Genomic DNA, 21201 nt, shown 5'->3' on the forward strand with positions numbered 1-21201 from the left:
CTCCTTTCATTTAAAGCCCCGTTTTACAGTTCCAGGACCAAACTTTTGTTCCAATTGTGATAATAATGTATCCATTGTCTCTTCTTTCGCATGTTTTTCATAGTTATAAATCGATAGTTGCTCATGTAGTTCATTCATTAGAATTACGTTTGTAACAGTAATTCCAAGAAGACGAACCGGCTCCCCGTCCCAATGTTTTTTAAACAAATCAGTCGCCTCTTTGAAAATGTCCTGTTCTTTATAAAGAGGATTGAGGACAGTCCGGCTCCGTGTTTGATTATGCCAGTCGGCTGTACGAATTTGAATCATAACTACCGTACCAGCAAGTTGCCGATTGTCGAGGCGGACTGCAACTTTTTCCGCCAGCCATTTGAAAACTTTCAAGCATTCGTCCAAGTCTGTTTCATCCACAGGCAATGTAGTTGAACTGCCTACACTTTTTCGTTCTTCAGCTGCTTCTGGGTCTACAGGCCGATCATCAATACCATTTGCACGATTGTGAAGACGGATTCCTTGCTTACCAAGGGAAGACTTGACAGTGAGTTCATCGATTTTCGCGAGATCGCCAATCGTATAAATACCTAGCATATTCAATTTCTTCTCTGTACTCTCCCCAATTCCATGCATGTCAATAACGGGTAGAGGCCATAGAATCGATTCAATTTGTCGTTTCCTTAAAATCGTAACGCCCATCGGCTTTTTCATATCCGATGCTGTCTTTGCTAAGAACTTATTCGGCGCAATACCAATTGAACAGGGTAGATCGAGCTCTTGTAAAATACGCTGTTGCATGGACATAGCAATATTTACGGCATCAGTCAAACCACCGATTGCTGTAATGTCAATATACGCCTCATCTATGGACACCGGTTCGACGAGGTCCGTATACGTTCTGAGCAATTCAAAAACCGCAGAAGAAGCGGTTCGATATTTTTCAAAGTCAGGTGGAATTATTACGAGATCCGGGCAAAGCCTTTTCGCCTCACCGACAGTCATTGTCGTGTAAACACCGAACGCTCTCGCTTCGTAAGAGCACGTCACGAGAATGCCTCTCCTTGCTTTCGGATTACCAGCGACAGCGAGTGGTATTCCTTTCAACGAAGGGTCGTGCGCTTGTTCGACGGATGCGAAAAAACTATTCATATCAAGATGAAGAATAACTTTTGCCCGTGATGCACCAACCGTTTTCACGACACTTCCCCTCCTTTACTTTTAGTGTAATTATAATGCAAAAAACGGACAGAAGACACTGTCCGGTTTGCATACTACTCTTCTAGTGCCAATTGCGCTTCTACATAGTCACTGATTTTATCCATACCAGCCAGAGTTTTGGATAGAATCTCCGGATTGACAACAGTAATCATCCGGTTCTCCAAATTTGCAACTGACGTGAAGTAAGGTGTTCGTGAATAAGCCATGAGAGCCGAAGATGTCAAAGCACTTCCAGGGATATCAAGAATTTCTTTTGCATCCAGAACGAGTAACCCCATGAATAAACTGCCGGTCTGAACGACGACGACGCGGGCGTCCTCTCGTCCTTGTGCACTTTTTCCATATAAAATTTGTTCGAAGTCCAGAATCGGAACAAGTTCCCCTCGAATCCGCATAAGTCCCAGCATAAAGTTGGGTAGGTGAGGAATCGGATTCACATGCTCAAGTCGCTCGATAGACACGACCGCCTCAATGGAAATCGCATATTCTTCATTACCGCATTGAACGATGACAGCTTTCAAGTCACTCATGTGGTAAGCCCCCTCTATTATGCAGTCGCTGTTACACGTACGATTTCAAGCAATAGCTCTGTCAGTTTGTTCAATTCATCAACTGGCATGCGTTCATTTTTTGTATGAATTTCTTCATAACCGACGGATAATGTGACTGTGGGAATACCTGCACCGTTGAATACATTACCGTCACTTCCACCACCGCTTGTCATTAGTTCCGGCGTCAATCCAATATTCCGAATGGCTGTTATCGCTGTTTGCACGACTTGTGCATCTTCTGCAAAACTGAAGCCAGGATACATGAGTACAACTTCCGTTTCAGCTCTTCCGCCCATCAGCTCAGCAGTTTGTTCAAACGTCCGCACCATATGCTCCGTTTGTTCATTTAGTTTGTCAGAATTAATGGACCGTGCTTCCGCTAAAATATGAACTTCATCACAGACGATATTCGTTGCTTGCCCGCCTTCAAAGCGTCCAATATTAGCAGTCGTTTCCGAATCAATCCGACCAAGTGACATTGCAGCGATGGATTTGGCAGCAATGTTAATAGCCGAGACGCCTTTTTCAGGAGCAACGCCAGCATGTGCTGTTTTCCCATAGATTGTTGTCCGTAATTTTGCCTGGTATGGTGCAGCAGTTACAATGCCGCCCACTTTTTGATCGCTGTCAACAGCGTAGCCAAACTTAGCTTTAATTACTGACATATCCAACTCTTTCGCACCAACAAGGCCGCTTTCTTCACCAGCTGTAATAACAAACTGAATATCGCCATGTGGCTGACCACTTTCTTTTAACGTACGCGCCATTTCAAAAAGTGCAGCAATCCCCGCTTTATCATCCGCGCCAAGAATTGTTGTACCATCCGAATAAATATATCCGTCCTCGCGTAATTCAGGTTTAATTCCCTGACCTGGTACTACGGTGTCCATATGACAAGTGAAATAAATCGGTTCAATTCCTTCAGCTGTCCGATTCATTGTCGCAATTAGATTACCTGCTCCATGTCCAGTACGATCGTCAGAATCATCCTCTTCAACGTCGAATCCAAGTTCCAGCATTTTATTTGTTAATACATCTGCAATTTGACGTTCGTCTTTTGTTTCCGAATCTATTTGAACTAATTCCAAAAATTCGTCTAATAGTCTTTGTTTATTCATCCAAAACATCTCCCTATAGCGGTATATTACCATGTTTCTTGTACGGTCTAGTTTCTTGTTTGTTGCGCATCATGTCGAGTGCTTGTAATAGTTTAATGCGGGTTTCACGCGGATCAATAACGTCATCGACCATACCGTGTGATGCTGCAACGTACGGATTTGAGAACTTCTCACGATACTCTTCAATTTTCTCTGCACGCATCGCTTCGGGATCGTCGCTGTTTGCGATTTCTCTCGCGAAGATGATATTTGCCGCCCCTTGTGCGCCCATAACTGCAATTTCAGCGTTTGGCCATGCATAAACAAGATCTGCTCCAATTGACTTTGAATTCAATGCAACATAAGCTCCGCCAAATGCTTTACGCAGAATAACTGTGATTTTTGGAACTGTTGCTTCTGAATAGGCGTATAGTATTTTGGCACCGTGTCGAATTATACCACCATGCTCTTGTTTGATGCCCGGGAAGAAGCCCGTAACGTCTTCAAACGTAATGAGTGGAATATTGAATGAGTCACAAAAGCGTATGAAACGGGCAATTTTATCGGATGAATCAATATCCAGCCCTCCAGCCATCACTTTAGGCTGATTACAAACAAGGCCAACAGGTTCTCCTTTCATGCGAGCCAATCCGACGACAGCATTTCTTGCGAATTCCGCTTGAACTTCCATAAAGGAATCTGCATCAACGACTTGTTCAACGACCCTGCGTACGTCATAAGGCCTGATTGTTTCATACGGCACGACATCTGCTAAATCTGCACGGTAATCATCTACTTCATCATACTCCGCAATTGGTGGTTTTTCATTATTATTTTGTGGTAAATAGGCAAGTAATTTTCTAACGCTCTCAAGTACCGTCTTCTCATCTTTACCACGGAAGTGCGCATTACCGCTAATCGTATTATGTACCTTAGAACCACCCAAATCTTCAGATGAAATCTTTTCACCCGTAACCGTTTCAATTACTTTCGGTCCCGTAATGAACATCTGACTTGTTTCGTCCGTCATGAAAACAAAGTCCGTAATGGCAGGCGAATAAACAGCACCCCCTGCACAAGGTCCAAGAATCACAGAAATTTGCGGTATAACACCTGAATATATAGCGTTACGATAGAAAATTTCTCCGTAACCGTCAAGTGAGACGACACCTTCTTGAATACGCGCTCCGCCTGAATCATTCAAGCCAATGAATGGTGCACCATTCTTTGCAGCGAGGTCCATCACATTAGCAATTTTCATCGCATGCATTTCACCTAGTGCCCCACCAAAAACAGTGAAATCCTGTGAAAATAAATAAATGGGTCTACCGTTAATTTTACCGTAGCCTGTGACAACACCGTCCCCAGGTCCCACTTGCTTGTCCATTCCGAAATCCCGTGTACGGTGTACAACAAACGGATTTAATTCAACAAATGAACCCGGATCCAGAAGCAAATCAATTCGTTCTCTGGCAGTTAATTTCCCTTTTTCATGTTGTTTAGCAATTCGTTCGTCTCCGCCACCTAGTTCAATTACCCTTTTTTTATCATATAACTCATTTATTTTATCATAAATATCCATCTTTTCAGTCCCCTTTACCGCTTTTGTCGCATAATTCATACAAAACACCGAACGATGATTTAGGATGAAGGAATGCCACTTCTGCTCCACCGGCACCAGGTTTGGGTGCTTCTTGCAGCAATTGGACACCTTTTTCTCGCAGCTCGGCCATCCTAGTTCGTATATCTGTAACCCCAAATGCAATATGATGGACCCCTTCACCGCGTTTTTCGATGAATTTAGTAATTGGCCCGCCTTCCCCAAGTGGTTCGAGTAATTCAAGTTTGATATTTCCAGCATCTATAAATGCGACACGAACGTTCTGACTTGTGACTTCTTCGATAGCCAATAGTGAAAGCCCGAGTGTATGTATATAATAGTCAATTGATGCCTCAATACTGTTCACAGCGATTCCAACATGATCTACTTTTTGCATAATGACTCCCCCTTCTCCTATTGTACATTTTACCTCATTAAATGAACAGATGTTGTGAAATTCAGTATTTCTGTTAAAATAGAAGTATAAAGCTTAAGGAGTTTTGTCTGATGACCAATCGTAAAGTACAGAAAGTCGTTGTCTTAGTGATGATTGGAGCAATGGTCGCTTCCAGTGTCGCATTTGGATTAAGCATGATTATGTAATGACAAAACAGTCCGCATGTGCAGCTAGCACGTACGGACTGTTTTTTTGTTTGGAAATTAAAAAACATATACTGTTAATGACTTTCATTATTGCGGTTTCACGTTAAGACGTGCTACCCTCTATTTTTACAGTTCTTCGCAGTATTCTTCGAACTGATTTTGCAGGTTTGCCACGACAGACATTGGATCATGTCCTTCGATTTCATAACGACCAACCTCAGCCACCATTTTTCCATCTTTCATTAAAACGAATGACGGTGAAGAGGGCAAATGATCTTCACCGAAAAGCATACGTGCTTGAGCAGTCGCTTCTTTGTCTTGTCCTGCAAACACAGTTACTAAGTGATCCGGACGTTTGTCATAATGCACTGAATGTGCAGCCGCTGGACGTGCGATTCCGCCTGCACAACCACAAACTGAGTTCACCATAACAAGTGTCGTACCGGAACGTTTAAAAGCTTCTTCAACAAGCTCAGGTGTTGTCAGTTGCTCATATCCGCTCGCTTCCATCTCCGAACGTGCTGTTTTAAGGATATCATTCATATAAAGATCAAAATTCATATTCATGTATAATCAAACCCCTTTCTATTTTCTTCTATATCATAGCAGGTGAAAACGGTTCCTGCAAAAAGTCTAGCTTTCGAACAACTTTTCAACAGCGACAGTTACTGTAAGACTTCCGCCAAGCAATGCTTTCTCAAGCTCAGCGACTTCCTCTTTTTTACCGGGTTGAGCAAAAAAAGTATCGATAAGACGGTCTTTAATCATGGAACGGAACCAGTCTTTCGTTTGTCCCTGCCTACGTCCATCCCAAAATCCAGCTTCATCCATTGTTTCTTTAAATAAATTTATCGTCTTCCATACTTCTTCAAGTCCTGTATTTTCAGTTGAGGAAACAGGCAATGCCGTAGATGTCCAGCCCGGTGAAGCAGGTTGAAGAAAATGCAGGAGTTGACGGTATTCTCGTACAGTCTTTTTCGCCAGCCTCAGATTGTCTCCGTCCGCTTTATGTACGACAACACCATCTGCGAACTCCATAATCCCTTTTTTCATCCCTTGCAATTCATCTCCCGCCCCCGTAAGCACGAGCAACATGAAATAATCGACCATTCCGCGAACGACCGTTTCACTCTGGCCAACACCAACTGTTTCAATCAAGATAACCTCATAGCCGGCCGCTTCACAAAGGAGCATCGTTTCACGCGACTTTTTGTGTACGCCGCCCAGTGTCCCAGCTGTTGGAGAAGGCCGAATGAAAGCATTTGGATGCCTAGCGAGTTCTTCCATACGTGTTTTATCACCCAAAATACTGCCTCCTGTTACAGTGGAACTTGGATCGATCGCAAGTACCGCAACCTTATACCCCTGATTCGCAAGCATCAGTCCGAATGCTTCGATAAATGTACTTTTCCCTGCACCCGGAACTCCTGTGATTCCAATTCTTATGCTGTTACCCGTTTTCGGTAGCAGGTCTAGTAGAAGTTGCTGACCCGCCACTTTATCATCCCAAATTATACTTTCAAGAAGTGTAATTCCTTTTGCTAAATGAAGCCGAGAACCATTGGATATCTTTTCCGATAACTCTTCAATCGGAATGATGCGCTCTTTCTTGACAAATCGTTTGCGCGGCGTTGCTGCCATGCCGTCATGTGAGGATGTAATTCCGTCCATCACATTTAGAGCGCTGTCATCAAGTAAACGGTTTTTGTCTTTCAATCTGCCACTTCCTCGTAGCCAAGCCTGCGATAGATTTCTTCAATTACTTTCTGCGCAGCAACTGGAATGACTGTGCCCGGACCGAAAATTGCGGCTGCGCCATTTTCACGTAAGAATGCATAATCTTGTGCGGGAATAACGCCACCGACAACAATCAGAATATCCTCCCGTCCAATTTTGGCAAGTTCCTCCCGAAGTGTGGGTACAAGTGTTTTATGCCCGGCAGCAAGCGAGCTCACCCCAATAACGTGCACATCATTTTCAGCGGCTTGTAATGCAGTCTCTTCTGGTGTTTGGAAAAGAGGTCCAATGTCAACATCAAAACCAAGGTCCGCGAAGGAGGAAGCGATTACTTTCGCACCTCGGTCATGACCGTCTTGTCCCATTTTCGCAATAAGGATACGCGGACGACGACCTTCGTTTTCCAGAAAATCCTCAGCCATCATTTTCACTTCTTCGATTTCCTCAGTATTCGAGAAGTTCGAACTGTATACACCACTCACGGAACGAATCACCGCCTTATGTCTGCCCGATACTATTTCAATCGCGTCTGAAATTTCACCGATAGTCGCACGGGCACGTGCCGCTTTAACCGCACATTCAAGAAGATTGCCGTTACCGCTACGTGCGATTTCTGTCAACTCATTGAGATAATTAATGACTTCTTCATCATCGCGAGCTTCTTTCATCAAGTTAATACGGTCAATTTGCTTTTGGCGAACGAGCGTATTATCAATGTCCAAAATATCGATAGGATCTTCTGTCTCCAGACGGTACTTATTCACCCCGATAATTGACTCTGCACGTGAATCGATTTGCGCCTGACGTTTTGCTGCTGCTTCTTCGATTTTCATCTTGGGAAGACCAGTTTCAATCGCTTTCGCCATACCGCCGAGCTCCTCGATTTCTTCAATTAGTTCCCATGCTTTGTCCATCAACTCGTCAGTCAGTTTTTCAACATAATATGAGCCGCCCCATGGATCGATTACTTTCGTCATCATCGTCTCTTCTTGCAGGAACAATTGCGTATTTCGCGCAATACGGGCAGAGAAGTCCGTCGGCAAAGCAATCGCTTCGTCTAACGCATTTGTATGAAGTGATTGGGTATGCCCCATCGCCGCAGCATTCGCCTCAATCAATGTGCGAGTTATATTATTGAAAGGATCCTGTTCAGTCAAGCTCCAGCCAGACGTCTGAGAGTGCGTGCGTAGAGCAAGCGATTTCGGGTTTTCCGGTTCAAACGTTTGCATCATTTGTGCCCACATTTTACGTGCTGCCCGCATTTTTGCAACTTCCATGTAATAATTCATGCCGACTGCCCAAAAAAACGACAACCTCGGTGCGAATGAATCAATATCAATGCCCGCTTTCAAACCTGTACGAACATATTCAAGCCCATCCGCAAGCGTATAGGCAAGCTCGATATCGGCCGTTGCTCCAGCTTCCTGCATATGATAGCCCGAAATTGAAATCGAGTTGAATTTCGGCATATTGTTAGATGTATATTCAAAAATATCTGCAATGATTTTCATTGACATATCAGGAGGGAAAATATATGTATTCCTTACCATATATTCTTTCAAAATGTCATTTTGGATTGTACCAGCAAGTTTGTCAGCCGACACACCTTGTTCTTCAGCTGCTACGATGTAAAATGCCATAATTGGCAGCACTGCGCCATTCATCGTCATCGATACGGACATCTGATCCAACGGAATGCCGTCAAATAAGATTTTCATATCCTCTACCGAATCAATAGCAACTCCTGCTTTTCCTACATCTCCCGTAACGCGCGAGTGATCGGAGTCGTAGCCGCGGTGAGTCGCAAGGTCGAACGCTACAGATAACCCTTTCTGACCCATTGCCAGATTTCGGCGATAAAATGCGTTGCTTTCCTCAGCAGTCGAAAATCCGGCGTATTGGCGAACTGTCCATGGTCTTGAAACGAACATTGTCGGGTAGGGACCTCTGGTATTTGGCGCGATACCAGGTAAATCAGTTAAATGGTTAAGGTTTTCGGTATCTTTATCTGTATAGAGCGTTTTGACATCGATTCCTTCGTTTGTTCTGAAAACCTTTCCTGCCCGAGCTGTTATTTCAGTCGAATTACTGGAAGTATGCTGCAAATCTACTTTGTTGAAATCAGGCTTGTTCATTAATCACGCCTCCTTTCAATTTGTCGTTGATGGCTATCAGTTTTTCCACTTTATCTTGACCTGCGAAAACAAAACCATTTAAACCTGCGTTCATCCACTTCTCGGAAAGAGCAGCGTCATACTTCCCTGCCGCATCTAACACAAGATGTTGTGGACTTCCGGCCAGTAATTGGTCCATTACAGTTTCAGTTAGAATAGATGTTGCACAGACGACTGCATAGGCTGGTTTTTCATGCTTAAGCCATTCAATTGCTTGTTGTGCATTATCAAATGCAGGACTCCACTTAGTGCGCATTCCACCTGTTGCTAAAAATCCGCTGACAAAATCCGCACGCGGTTTGAAATCTTTCAAGTTACCAAACGTCAACAATGCAATGTTTGTTTCATCCTCTTTTTGCTCGGCAGCTAGCTTCTCGAAAGGCTCTGCAAGACGTCCTTCAAGTTGGATTCCCTCCCAATCAGTGAAGTCTGTATCAGTTAATTCAGCGTAAACATTCGTCCCAATCAACGACTTTTTCCCGTTTGCAACTTCAGCTCTACGCTCTTCAAGTAACATTTCAAGTCGTCCACTAGTGATAAATGCATCATAACCGCCTGCAGACTCCATTTCCAAAAAGAGCGCCCAAGATTTATCAACAAGTTCAGAAGTCAACGTTTCAATAAAATAGGATCCACCTGATGGATCGATCACTTTATCGACATGCGTTTCTTCTTTTATAACCAGTTGTATATTACGTGCCAAGCGAACAGAACTGCTCGTCGGTCCAGTAATTATATTATGTGGATGAACTGTGATGACGTCTGCACCGCCAAGTACAGCAGCAAACGCTTCATTCCCAGCACGCAATACGTTCACATACGGATCTAGTTTTGAATAGGAACGTAAGGATGTTGTAGCGATAACCGGGACATACGGTGCTTCCTGGACGTTATAAGCGGAACAAATTGCTTTCCAAAGAATACGGAATGCACGAAATTTTGCAATTTCCATGAAGAAATGAGTGTCAACTGCAAAGCGGACAAAGAAGTCCTCAGCAAAAGAACTAAAGTTATCCACTTTTGAAGCCTGTTCCGCAATATATGATAGTACTAATGCAAGTTCAGTTATTGTATCAGCACCTTTGTGATGTACCGCCCACATATCTGCTCCACTGGTCAAAACATTTGTAAAACCTACTGGAGTGCTCCAGTTCTTTACCGCAATCGCCCCTTTAACTGATGAACGATCCGTTTTCGGTACAAGTGAAAAGACCTTCAAAAATATGTCATTCTGATTGGTATTTGTGATGAAAACTGGATATTCCACCATGAGTTTTGCAATTTCGATAAGAGAAGAGTCATCCCATTGTAGTGGACTTGCACCATCATAAACAATCGCTTCATTACCTCGTTTAATAGACTCTTTCAGATCAGCAACGAACTGTTTGCCATCCTTCGCATATTGCTGCTGCGCAACTACCCAGCCTGTATCTATTTTAGGAGCACGATTTGAGCGTGTATGTTCCGAAAGGTTTTCTAGTGTATAAAGTGGCTGCAGGTCGATACCTTCAATTGTTTTTGTAATAAGTGATTCAAAAGGCTTGCCTTTCATTGATTGAATAGAGACATTTTTCCATTGTTCAAATCCAATTTCTTTAAATGTTGTTTTTTTCATGGTATGTATTGTCATATTGGACGCTTGCGCTTCCCCCCTTTGAATTGCTACTATTCCCTAGTTTAACCTATAATGCCCATTGTTGAAAGTTAAAATAAACCCCGGCTCCGTGATTTATACGGTCCGGGGTTTATAGATTTGATCAATAAACAGATGTATTTTTAGCAGTTACATTTTCGAGAATCTCTTTTACACGTGCAAGGAATCGGCCACAAACAAGACCATCCAGAACACGGTGATCGAGTGATAGACATAAGTTAACCATATCACGTACACCAATCATGCCACCATCCATGACTACTGGACGTTTAACGATTGATTCGACTTGTAGGATGGCTGCTTGCGGGTGGTTGATGATTCCCATTGACTGAACAGAACCGAATGAACCGGTATTGTTAACTGTGAATGTTCCACCTTGCATTTCAGATGATTTCAATTTACCTGAACGTACTTTTCCCGCAAGTTCTTGAATATCACGCCCAATGCCTTTGATTGATTTCTCATCCGCGTTGTTGATGACGGGCACATAAAGAGAATCTTCTGTCGCCACTGCGATGGAAATATTGATATCTTTTTTCTGAATGATTTTGTCGCCTGCCCACATTGAATTCATCATCGGGAATTCTTTCAATGCTTGTGATACTGCTTTGACGAAGAATGCGAAATATGTCAAGTTGAAGCCTTCTTTTTTCTTGAAATCATTTTTCAATGAATCTCGGTATTGGACGAGGCTCGTCACATCGACCTCAATCATCATCCAAGCGTGTGGTGCTTCGTGTTTCGAACGCAACATATTGTTTGCAATCGCACGGCGTACGCCTGTAACAGGGATTTCGATGTCTCCTACTGCAACAGGAACATTGACTGGCTCAGCAGCTATTGGTGGAGTTGTCGTCTGTGTAGCGGGTGAAGAAGCAATTTCTTCCACAACAGGTGCTGCAGAAACTGCCGGTGCTGTCGGGATAGTGCCACTTTCGATAATTGCGAGCAAGTCTTTACGCGTGATGCGGCCGTCTTTTCCTGAACCTTCCACAAGTGACAAGTCGATACCATTATCTTGAGAAAGACGGAGTACTGCTGGAGAATAACGTCCTGCTGCTGCCCCTTTTTCCCGATTCAAAGATGAAGTTGGTTTTTGGGAACCCACTGCTGGCATTTCGTTCGCAGGTTCCGCTTTAGCTGGAACAGCCTCTATTGCAACTTCGGCAGTTTTCCCGCCTTCCGTTTCAATTGTACAAACGAGGGCTCCAACCGCAAGCGTTTCTCCTTCTTGTGCGATTAATTCTTTAATGACACCAGTGAATGAAGAAGGTACTTCTGCTGTTACTTTGTCTGTATTTACTTCTGCGAGTGAATCGTATTTGTTTACTGTATCACCCGGTTTTACCAACCATTTCTCGATTGTGCCTTCTGTCACACTTTCACCGAGTTGTGGCATTAGTATATTTTCAATAGGCAATTGAGTTACCTCCTTCCCAATTAAAATTCAGCAAGCTCACGCGCCGCCTTTTCTACTTTGTCTGGATTGACCATGAAGAATTTCTCCATTGTCGGTGCATAAGGCATTGCCGGAATATCAGGTCCAGCAAGTCGTTTAATCGGCGCATCAAGCTCAAACAGGCAGTTTTCAGCAATGATAGCTGCAACTTCTCCCATAATGCTTCCCTCTTTGTTGTCTTCTGTAACTAAAAGGACTTTACCTGTTTTTGAAGCTGCTTCAATAATTCCTTCTTGGTCGAGCGGATAAACTGTACGAAGATCAAGAATATGTGTCGAAATCCCATCTTCCGCCAGACGTTCCGCTGCTTGTAAAGCAAAGTGAACACATAATCCGTAGGTGATGATAGTGATATCATCACCCTCACGTTTTACATCTGCTTTTCCAATTGGCAATACATAATCATCTGTTGGTACTTCGCCTTTAATCAAACGATAAGCACGTTTATGTTCAAAAAACAATACCGGATCTTCATCGCGGATGGCTGCTTTCAAAAGCCCTTTTGCATCATATGGCGTTGAAGGTATAACAATTTTCAATCCAGGTGTACTTGCGAACATCGACTCAACGGATTGCGAGTGATAAAGCGCTCCGTGGATTCCTCCTCCAAACGGTGCACGAATAACGATCGGACATGACCAGTCGTTGTTTGAACGGTAACGAATTTTTGCCGCTTCCGAAACAATCTGGTTAACTGCAGGCATGATGAAATCAGCAAATTGCATTTCTGCTATTGGGCGTAAGCCGTACATTGCTGCACCGATTCCGACACCTGCAATCGCAGATTCCGCAAGCGGTGTATCAAGCGCACGGTACTCTCCGAATTGATCGTACAGACCAGCCGTCGCTTTAAAGACGCCGCCTTTACGCCCAACATCTTCACCGAGAACGAAAACGCGGTCATCACGTTCCATTTCTTCTTTCATTGCAAGTGTAATTGCATCGATATAAGACATAACAGCCATTATTCGTTCCCCCCGACTTCAGCATACACATGGAGTAGCGCAGATTCAGGTTCAGCGTACGCAGCGTTTTCCGCATAATCGGTCGCTTCGTTCACTTCTTTCATAATGCGTTCTTCCATTTCCTTTTCAAGTACATCAGTAAGTATGCCAGCTTCTTTCAAATAAACTGCAAACATTGGAATCGGATCTAGTTTCTTTTCTTTTGCGAGCTCTTCAGCATCACGGTATTGGCGTTGATCATCATCTGAAGAGTGAGCAGTTAAACGATAACAGATTGTCTCCACAAGACTTGGACCTTCTCCCCGACGTGCACGATCTGCTGCTTCTTTAACAACTTTGTACACTTCAAGCGGATCGGTTCCGTCAACCGTAATACCAGGCATTCCGTAACCGATTGCACGATCAGAAACATTTTCACAAGCAAGCTGTTTTTCAACTGGAACTGAAATTGCATATTTATTGTTTTCAACCATGATCACTGTTGGAAGTTTATGAACACCTGCAAAGTTCATACCTTCATGGAAATCTCCTTGATTGGATGAACCTTCTCCAAGTGTAACAAACGTGATGAAATCTTCTTTTTTCATCTTCGCAGCTAGTGCCACGCCGACTGCATGCGGCAATTGTGTCGTAACAGGAGATGACCCTGTCAATATACGATTTTTGCGCTGACCGAAGTGACCAGGCATTTGACGGCCACCAGAATTTGGGTCTTCCGCTTTTGCGAATGCAGACAGCATTAAATCTTTCGGAGTCATTCCAAAATGTAAGACAACTCCCATATCACGGTAGTATGGTGCAATCCAATCTATTTCATTATTAAGTGCGAAAGCTGCCCCTACTTGTGCTGCTTCCTGTCCTTGACACGAAATAACGAATGGGATTTTCCCTGCACGATTGAGGAGCCACATACGTTCATCAATTCGACGGGCCATTAGCATCGTTTCAAAAATTTGCATTACTTCATCATTCGATAAACCAAGTTCTTCATGACGCGATTTTACCATTTCTAAAATCCCCCTTTTACATATGGATTGCTTTGCCGTCAACAGCTAAAGCTGCTTCGCCCATTACTTCAGAAAGTGATGGGTGCGGATGAATTGTACTTGCCACTTCCCATGGGGTCGCATCAAGGACCATTGCAAGTCCAGCTTCAGATATTAAATCGGTAACGTGTGCTCCAATCATATGGACACCTAGGATATCGTCCGTCTTTTTATCTGCAATAATTTTAACGAAGCCATCAGAATTACCATTAACAAGCGCTTTTCCGATTGCCATGAATGGGAACTTCCCAACTTTAACATCGAAGCCTTGTTCTTTCGCCTGTTTTTCCGTTATGCCGACGCTTGATGCTTCAGGACTCGAGTAAATACAGCGCGATATTTTTGTATAATTAATCGCTTCGTTTTTCAAACCTGCGATATGTTCGACAGCCGCTATCCCTTCATGAGAAGCGACATGTGCTAACTGAAGTCCACCGATAACGTCCCCGATGGCATATATATGATGTTCTTTCGTCTGGAATGTCGGTCTAGTCTTAATAAAACCATTTACAATTTCAATTTCCGTATTATCAAGACCTATTCCTTCGACATTCGCTTGGCGTCCCACAGAAACAAGCATTTTTTCAGCTGTGAATGAAGTTGTTTCTCCCTTCATCTCTGCTGAAATCGTAACTGACTCTTTTGCTTTAACGAGTGTTTCAGGGAGCACTTTGGCACTTGTTGCAAATGTAATTCCTTTTTTCGTCAATAACTTTTTCATTTCTTTCGAGATATCATCGTCTTCAGTCGGAATAATTCTGTCTGCGTATTCGAGGACAGTGACTTGAACACCGAAATCATTTAGCATAGAAGCCCATTCGATACCGATAACTCCGCCACCGATAATGATGATTGATTTCGGAAGTGCCTCCATAGCAAGTGCACCATCCGAAGACATAATTTGAGTTTCATCCATTTCTAAACCTTGTAAGGTACGTGGTCTCGAACCCGTTGCAATGATTAAGTTTTTTAGAATTAGCATTTCATTTTCGTCACCATTGTTCATTTCGACCGAAATCGTACCCGGCATTGGTGAGAAGATTGATGGACCAAGCATTCTACCAAGTCCGTCAAATACATCAATTTTCCCTTTCTTCATCAATGCCGTCACACCGCCATGTAACTGTTTGACGATATCATCCTTCCGTGCTTGGACGCGACCGAAATCGAGTGATACGTCTGTTACATTAACGCCGAAATCAGCCGTGTGGTTTTTAGCTGTATTGAAAACTTCTGCACTTTTTAATAATGCTTTACTTGGAATGCAACCTTTGTGCAGACATGTACCGCCGAGTTTTCCTTTTTCAACAAGTGCTGTTTTGAGCCCTAGTTGAGCGGCGCGAATAGCGGCGACGTAGCCACCTGTTCCGCCTCCCAATATAACTACATCATATTCTCTAGCCATTGTAGATGGCCTCCCTCTCAACGCCCCGTCAAGACGGGTAAATTTTAGCTGTCTCTTCACCGGTTAATACACGTAATGCGCCCTCAGCAAGTGCTTGTAGTTCATCTTCCCCGGCGTAAATAACTATATCTGAAATCCAGTCGATTCTCTTAGTAATATCCTTAACAAATCCTTTGCCATAAGCAAGTCCGCCCGTAAGGATGATTGCATCGACTTTGCCATGAAGGACGGTAGCAGCACTTCCAATTTCCTTAGCGACTTGATATGCCATCGCTCCGTAAACTAGTTTTGCTTTTTCATCGCCGTCTTCGATTTGTTTTTCCACACGAACAGCATCATTCGTCCCGAGATAGCCAACGAGACCACCTTGCCCTACAATTTTCTTCATCATTTCATGGCGGAAATACTCCCCCGAATAACATAATTCGACGAGATCACCCGCAGGAACTGTTCCCGCTCGTTCTGGGCTGAATGGTCCATCTCCATGCAATCCATTGTTCACATCAACCACTTTGCCGAACTCGTGCACACCGACTGTAATGCCACCGCCCATATGTGCAACGATTAAGCGGAGAGAACCGTACTCTTTACCGACCTGTTTTGCATAGCGCCTTGCAACCGCCTTTTGGTTTAACGCATGGAATATGGATTTTCGATTTATTTTTGAAAATCCAGAAATTCGCGCAATCGGTTCAAGTTCATCAACAACAACGGGGTCAACTATAAATGCAGGAATGTTTAGCCCGGATGCGATTTCACTAGCGATGATGCCACCAAGATTCGATGCATGCTGCCCGGAAAATCCTTTTTTCAAATCAACTAGCATTGCTTTATTAACTGAATAAGTGCCACCTTCGATCGGGCGTAAAAGACCGCCACGACCGCAAATGGCAGATAGTTTTGAAATGCTAATTCCTTCTTTTCGTAAAGATTCAAGTATGGCTTCTTTTCGAAAATCATATTGAGCAATGATGGAAGGATACTGTGCAATTTCTTCAGGAGAATGACTTATCGAACTCTCCATCAGCTGTATTCCGCCTTCAAAGACGCCTATTTTAGTTGATGTAGATCCTGGATTAATAACCAGTATTCGGTGTAAGTTCTCAATCACAAGTTGTCCTCCTTCCATATCGGCTCTTTTAATTATATTTCTGAAACTATTCAAAAACGAAGAATCCAGTTAGGATTACCGTTTTGATAGGACGTTTTTTTCATTTTGCAAGAAAGTACTTCTTGTATTGGCAACACGCGCAATACGCTCTTCCGCCATGCGGTCAGCAGCAACATACGTTGGAATATTATCGCGTTTTGAGATAGCGAAAATTTTCCCGATTACGTCGTAGATTCCTTCGACACGTTTTAGTGCACGTTCACGGTTATAACCATCAAGCTCATCTGCAACGTTGATAACACCGCCGGAATTGATAACGTAGTCAGGTGCATAAACAATACCCAATTCGTGAATTAAGTCGCCATGACGCGGTTCTTTTAATTGATTGTTTGCAGATCCTGCAATAACTTTTACTTTCAATTGTGGAATCGTCTCATCATTAATGATTGCACCCAGTGCACACGGTGCGAATATGTCTGCTTCTTGAGAGTAGATTTCATTGATGCCAACTGCAGTTGCACCAAATGCATCAACTGCACGTTGAACGGCTTCTTCGTTGATATCCGTGATAATCAGTTTTGCGCCTTCTTCATGCAAGTACTCACAAAGTGCATATGCAACGTTACCTACACCTTGTACTGCTACTGTTTTACCAGCTAGTGAGTCGCTTCCAAATGCTTCTTTTGCTGCCGCTTTCATGCCATGGTAAATACCGAAAGCTGTGACAGGTGAAGGATTACCTGATGATCCTGCTCCAGCAGAAGTACCTGTAACATAATCTGTTTCTAGATTGATCAAGTCCATATCCGCTTCAGTAGTTCCCACATCTTCTGCAGTGATATAACGACCGTTCAAACCTTCAATGTATCGACCGAAAGCACGGAACATTTCATCGTTTTTGTCTGTTTTTGGGTTTCCTATGATAACTGTTTTTCCGCCGCCTAGATTCAAGCCCGCAGCTGCATTTTTATAAGTCATACCACGCGCAAGGCGAAGCGCATCTTCAATCGCTTCTTCTTCACTTGCATATGTCCACATCCGTGTTCCACCAAGTGCCGGTCCAAGTGTCGTATCGTGTATAGCGATGATTGCTTTCAGTCCTGAAACTTTATCCTGACAAATAACGAGTTGCTCATAGTCTTGGTTTTCCATATATTTAAAAATTTCCATTGTAAATTCCTCCTAAGGGTATCGTTCAATTTTCATTTTATTTTGCGGAAAGGATTGCCAGTGCAAGTGAATACAATTTACTTTCAGCACTGTCTGCCCTGGATGTTAGGACTATCGGTGCTTTTGCTCCCTGGATTATTGCGCCTACTTTTGCATTTGCGAAATACATTAGCGATTTGTAAAGAATATTTCCTGCTTCGATAGTTGGAACGACGAGAATATCCGCCTTTCCTGCTGTAACGCCCGTAATTCCTTTATGCGCTGCAGCCTTCTCAGAAATTGCGTTATCAAGCGCAAGTGGCCCATCGACAATACAACCCGTGATTTGTCCACGTCTGTTCATAATGACCAGAGATGCTGCGTCCGTCGTCGGTATCATTGCCGGATTAACTGTTTCGATTGCGGCAAGTGGAGCAACAATAGGTTCCTGGACCCCGCATGCATGTGCAGTAGCGACGGCATTCCGGATAATTTGCGCTTTTGCTTCTAAGTCCGGTTCAATATTCATCGCTGCATCCGTAATAAATAGAAGTCGGTCAAAGCCGGGAACTTCAAAAGCTGCGACATGCGACAATATCTTACCTGTTCTAAGCCCGTATTCACTATTCAGTACAGCTTTAAGTATGGCAGACGTTGCCAAATTACCTTTCATCAAAACAGTCGCACTTCCACTTGAAACCGCTTTCACAGCAAGAGTTGCCGCGTGATTGCTGTCCTCAGCATGAATAATACTTACATTCGTATTATCTGACAACTGGGGAAAATTAGTTCGAATCATAGACTTAAGTGTTTTTTCGTCATCGAAAAGTACAAAAGATGCAAGTTCTCTTTCAAGAGCAGTACTTACCGCTTGTAGAACTTCCAAATCTGCCGCTGATGCAACGGCAACGATCGAATCATTCTTCAATTTTGCATTGACGATTAGTGAGTCGAGCGTAATCATGGTCACGCCTCCTTTGACTTAACATAACGCCTGTTAAACAAGGCTGAACTTTTCAAGTTTGTAATAAAGTGATCGAAGAGAAATACCAAGTCTGTTTGCTGTTAACGATTTGTTCCCAACATTTTCTCGGAGCGCTGTCTCAAGAATAGATTTTTCATATTCATCCATTATAGATGCGAGCGTGCTTGATTCTGAGAGTGTCTCTTCCTGCTCTTTATGTCCCCGAGATGACAATGACTTAACTATATCTTCTAATCCAATAATGGACTCTCCAGACTCCATATAAATCATAGCCCGACTTAAAACATTTTCAAGTTCTCGGACGTTCCCCGGCCAATCATAACCCAAAAGCCTTTCCTGTGCATCAACCGTAATCTTTTCGAGATTCATGCCGAATTCTTGGTTTAGCTTTACTAGCAAATGGCCAATGATATAAGGTATATCATTTTTACGGGAACGAAGCGGTGCAATCTGAATTGAAATCCGGTTCAATATATAATAGAGCTCTTCATTGAATTTACCTTCATGCATTGCTTTTTCCAAGTTTTTTGAAGTTGCCGCAATAACACGAACGGATAATCGGATTGGGATTGTCCCACCATATTTATATACCGTCCCATTCTTCAAGTAGTTTAGCAATCGTACTTGAGCCGGAAGTGATAGATCGGCCACCTCAGCCAGGAATAATGTGCCTTGTTCAGACTCTTTAAAAAGTCCATGTGTACTTTCTACATATCCGAAGTCGGAAGTGCCTGATTCCTGTCCAAATAACTCCATCTCTAAACTGACTGGGTCCATGGCTGCACAATTTACCCGGACGAACTTTTTGAAACGCCTTTCGCTAGCACTATGAATGGCATGTGCAAACAACTCTTTCCCTGTACCAATTTCTCCACGGAGAAGGACGGGAACATCCGATTTAGCAGCCAATTTTGCTTGCTCAATCGATATGCTAATATCAATTGATGTGCCATAAATATCTTCAAAGGTATAAGTTGATTCGAGTTTTCTAATGATTGTTCTTGCACGGTCAAGTTCTTTCATCAAATTACGCATTTCGGTTATGTCGTGAATTACACCGACACTCCCTTTTACTTGGTGATCAACAATGATTGGTGCAACATTGACAATTACTTCACGATTATTTTCACCTATACGCATATTGACTCCACGAACCGGTTTCCTCGACTTAAGTACTTTCATATGAATACTTTCACCTTCGTTAATATCCGCATTCGCGGGTTTGCCAATGACCTCATCTCTTGAAAGACCAGTGATTCGCGAATAAGCAGGATTAACGAGAATTCCATACCCTTTATCATCGACAACCGAAATCGCATCGTCGCTAGAATGAATAATCGCTTCAAGCATCGTTTTCATTTTATTCAAATCCGTAATTTCTTCTGCAAGAGCAACGACTTCCGTTATGTCTTTAAAAACAGCAAAAGCGCCAACTTTGTTCCCCGTGGAATCTAATAGAGGGAAACGAGAAGTAACAATTTTTAAACCGTTACCTAGAATCAGTTCCTTATTCAATTCTGCTCTTCCCGAATTAAACACTCTCGGAAGTTCAGACGTCGGGACGACTTCCTTTATTGGTAAGCCAATAGCTTCTTCAATTGGAAAACCAATCATCTTTGAAGCTCTTTTATTGAAAAAGTCAACTTGCCCTTCTCCATCGATGCCGATCATGCCCTCTTCAATCGAATCAAAAATCAATCGTTGCTTATGCATCTCCGTATGAATCCGCTTAATATATGTATCGTTTTCCTCAAGAAGCTTCACAAGAAGATTCGCGACAGAACCAGGTATTAGTACGGTGTGGGCGGGTCTCGCATTTAACAGCTCAGTGAATACAGATTTATCACCGGTTACATCGAAAATGATATGCAAGTCGTCGTTCAGGTGACTTTTCCAATCCACTCCATATGCGATACCTAGTTTTTTTGCACGAATAATTCCTGGTGCTTGTTCATCCGTATCAATGATTGCGTTTACATTCATGAAATCTAAATTTTGGAGAAGGTCCAGTATTATCAATCCGCCTGTCCCCGCCCCGACAATGAGGACGTTTTGCAAGGATATTCATTCTCCTTTTTTAAACCATGCAATCTTTTGCATTTACAACTACATCATACATGAAAGCACGGTTCTTGACAATAAAATATGAGCAGGTAAAATTGTATTTGTTAAGGAGTTGTCTTATATGGCACGTCTAGCAGCATTTATCGTGTTGCTTATCCCCGGACTATTTGCAGCCGGCGGCATTAAGCTTATGCGAGATTCTATATTTGGTGTTTTATTCAATCCGTTTCCGTCCATAATGCTTCAATTCATTGTAGGGTTTTTATTATTCGGAGGAGGTCTGTGGTTTTTTGCAGGTTTCCTATTGCGCCGCGACCGAAGAAAAGGACGAGTGCAAGGACGTTTCAAACAAGAGTAAGAACGGCTGTGGTTTTTGGAGAGTCAACAAA

The 21201-nt window shown here is 43.0% G+C and carries 19 protein-coding genes; 2 read left to right on the forward strand and 17 right to left on the reverse strand.

Features of this window, described 5'->3' with window-relative positions; genetic code table 11:
• Nucleotides 1–6: 6 nt before the first annotated feature.
• From AC25Y6_RS16690 to mce, 5 genes are all read right to left on the reverse strand, one after another.
• Nucleotides 7–1191 carry a DNA polymerase IV gene (locus AC25Y6_RS16690; protein ID WP_488143819.1) on the reverse strand — a complete coding sequence of 395 codons (1185 nt, stop codon included), beginning with the start codon at nucleotides 1189–1191 and terminating at the stop codon, nucleotides 7–9.
• A 74-nt stretch (nucleotides 1192–1265) separates the two neighbouring features.
• Nucleotides 1266–1742 carry a chemotaxis protein CheW gene (locus AC25Y6_RS16695; protein WP_482106181.1) on the reverse strand — a complete coding sequence of 159 codons (477 nt, stop codon included), beginning with the start codon at nucleotides 1740–1742 and terminating at the stop codon, nucleotides 1266–1268.
• A 17-nt stretch (nucleotides 1743–1759) separates the two neighbouring features.
• Nucleotides 1760–2881, reverse strand: coding sequence for a M20/M25/M40 family metallo-hydrolase (locus tag AC25Y6_RS16700; protein WP_482106182.1), 1122 nt, complete (start codon nucleotides 2879–2881; stop codon nucleotides 1760–1762).
• Between the two features lie 13 nt (nucleotides 2882–2894).
• Nucleotides 2895–4442, reverse strand: a complete 1548-nt coding sequence (locus tag AC25Y6_RS16705; RefSeq protein WP_482106183.1) for an acyl-CoA carboxylase subunit beta — start codon at nucleotides 4440–4442, stop codon at nucleotides 2895–2897.
• A gap of 4 nt (nucleotides 4443–4446) precedes the next feature.
• A complete protein-coding gene (gene mce, locus AC25Y6_RS16710; RefSeq protein WP_488143820.1) occupies nucleotides 4447–4857 on the reverse strand; it encodes a methylmalonyl-CoA epimerase in 411 nt (136 codons plus the stop codon).
• Between the two features lie 110 nt (nucleotides 4858–4967).
• On the opposite strand from mce, the gene prli42 reads away from it, so the two are divergent.
• Nucleotides 4968–5063: a stressosome-associated protein Prli42 gene (gene prli42 / locus AC25Y6_RS16715; RefSeq protein WP_488143821.1), complete on the forward strand. Its 96-nt coding sequence runs from the start codon at nucleotides 4968–4970 to the stop codon at nucleotides 5061–5063.
• Nucleotides 5064–5189: 126 nt separating this feature from the next.
• Here prli42 and AC25Y6_RS16720 read toward each other — a convergent pair whose 3' ends face one another.
• From AC25Y6_RS16720 to AC25Y6_RS16775, 12 genes are all read right to left on the reverse strand, one after another.
• The gene (locus AC25Y6_RS16720; RefSeq protein ID WP_488143822.1) at nucleotides 5190–5630 is read right to left on the reverse strand and encodes a BrxA/BrxB family bacilliredoxin; all 441 of its coding nucleotides are present in this window, start codon (nucleotides 5628–5630) and stop codon (nucleotides 5190–5192) included.
• Between the two features lie 66 nt (nucleotides 5631–5696).
• A complete protein-coding gene (gene meaB / locus AC25Y6_RS16725) occupies nucleotides 5697–6734 on the reverse strand; it encodes a methylmalonyl Co-A mutase-associated GTPase MeaB (protein ID WP_488143834.1) in 1038 nt (345 codons plus the stop codon).
• A gap of 41 nt (nucleotides 6735–6775) precedes the next feature.
• Entirely contained in the window at nucleotides 6776–8935 is a 2160-nt protein-coding gene (gene scpA / locus AC25Y6_RS16730; RefSeq protein ID WP_488143823.1) for a methylmalonyl-CoA mutase, read from the reverse strand.
• Complete coding sequence (locus AC25Y6_RS16735; protein ID WP_488143824.1) at nucleotides 8922–10589, reverse strand: methylmalonyl-CoA mutase family protein; 1668 nt, start codon at nucleotides 10587–10589, stop codon at nucleotides 8922–8924. The genes scpA and AC25Y6_RS16735 overlap by 14 nt, the downstream gene beginning before the upstream one ends.
• A 142-nt stretch (nucleotides 10590–10731) precedes the next feature.
• Nucleotides 10732–12048 (reverse strand): dihydrolipoamide acetyltransferase family protein, encoded by a 1317-nt coding sequence (locus tag AC25Y6_RS16740; RefSeq protein WP_488143825.1) that lies wholly within the window; start codon nucleotides 12046–12048, stop codon nucleotides 10732–10734.
• Between the two features lie 20 nt (nucleotides 12049–12068).
• The gene (locus tag AC25Y6_RS16745; RefSeq protein WP_482102521.1) at nucleotides 12069–13052 is read right to left on the reverse strand and encodes an alpha-ketoacid dehydrogenase subunit beta; all 984 of its coding nucleotides are present in this window, start codon (nucleotides 13050–13052) and stop codon (nucleotides 12069–12071) included.
• Nucleotides 13052–14059: a thiamine pyrophosphate-dependent dehydrogenase E1 component subunit alpha gene (locus AC25Y6_RS16750; RefSeq protein WP_488143826.1), complete on the reverse strand. Its 1008-nt coding sequence runs from the start codon at nucleotides 14057–14059 to the stop codon at nucleotides 13052–13054. Before AC25Y6_RS16750 ends, AC25Y6_RS16745 begins: the two co-directional genes overlap by 1 nt.
• A gap of 16 nt (nucleotides 14060–14075) precedes the next feature.
• Nucleotides 14076–15503: a dihydrolipoyl dehydrogenase gene (gene lpdA / locus AC25Y6_RS16755; protein ID WP_488143827.1), complete on the reverse strand. Its 1428-nt coding sequence runs from the start codon at nucleotides 15501–15503 to the stop codon at nucleotides 14076–14078.
• A gap of 28 nt (nucleotides 15504–15531) precedes the next feature.
• The gene (buk, locus tag AC25Y6_RS16760) at nucleotides 15532–16632 is read right to left on the reverse strand and encodes a butyrate kinase (RefSeq protein ID WP_488143835.1); all 1101 of its coding nucleotides are present in this window, start codon (nucleotides 16630–16632) and stop codon (nucleotides 15532–15534) included.
• Between the two features lie 57 nt (nucleotides 16633–16689).
• Nucleotides 16690–17784: a Leu/Phe/Val dehydrogenase gene (locus tag AC25Y6_RS16765; protein WP_482106189.1), complete on the reverse strand. Its 1095-nt coding sequence runs from the start codon at nucleotides 17782–17784 to the stop codon at nucleotides 16690–16692.
• Nucleotides 17785–17821: 37 nt separating this feature from the next.
• Nucleotides 17822–18727, reverse strand: a complete 906-nt coding sequence (yqiS, locus tag AC25Y6_RS16770) for a phosphate butyryltransferase (protein WP_488143828.1) — start codon at nucleotides 18725–18727, stop codon at nucleotides 17822–17824.
• Between the two features lie 33 nt (nucleotides 18728–18760).
• Complete coding sequence (locus tag AC25Y6_RS16775) at nucleotides 18761–20806, reverse strand: sigma 54-interacting transcriptional regulator (RefSeq protein WP_488143829.1); 2046 nt, start codon at nucleotides 20804–20806, stop codon at nucleotides 18761–18763.
• A 127-nt stretch (nucleotides 20807–20933) separates the two neighbouring features.
• Between AC25Y6_RS16775 and AC25Y6_RS16780 the strand changes: the two genes are divergently transcribed.
• Nucleotides 20934–21170 carry a DUF2627 domain-containing protein gene (locus tag AC25Y6_RS16780; RefSeq protein ID WP_482102515.1) on the forward strand — a complete coding sequence of 79 codons (237 nt, stop codon included), beginning with the start codon at nucleotides 20934–20936 and terminating at the stop codon, nucleotides 21168–21170.
• Nucleotides 21171–21201 lie beyond the last annotated feature (31 nt).

This window comes from Sporosarcina sp. Y1004 (genome assembly GCF_057669665.1).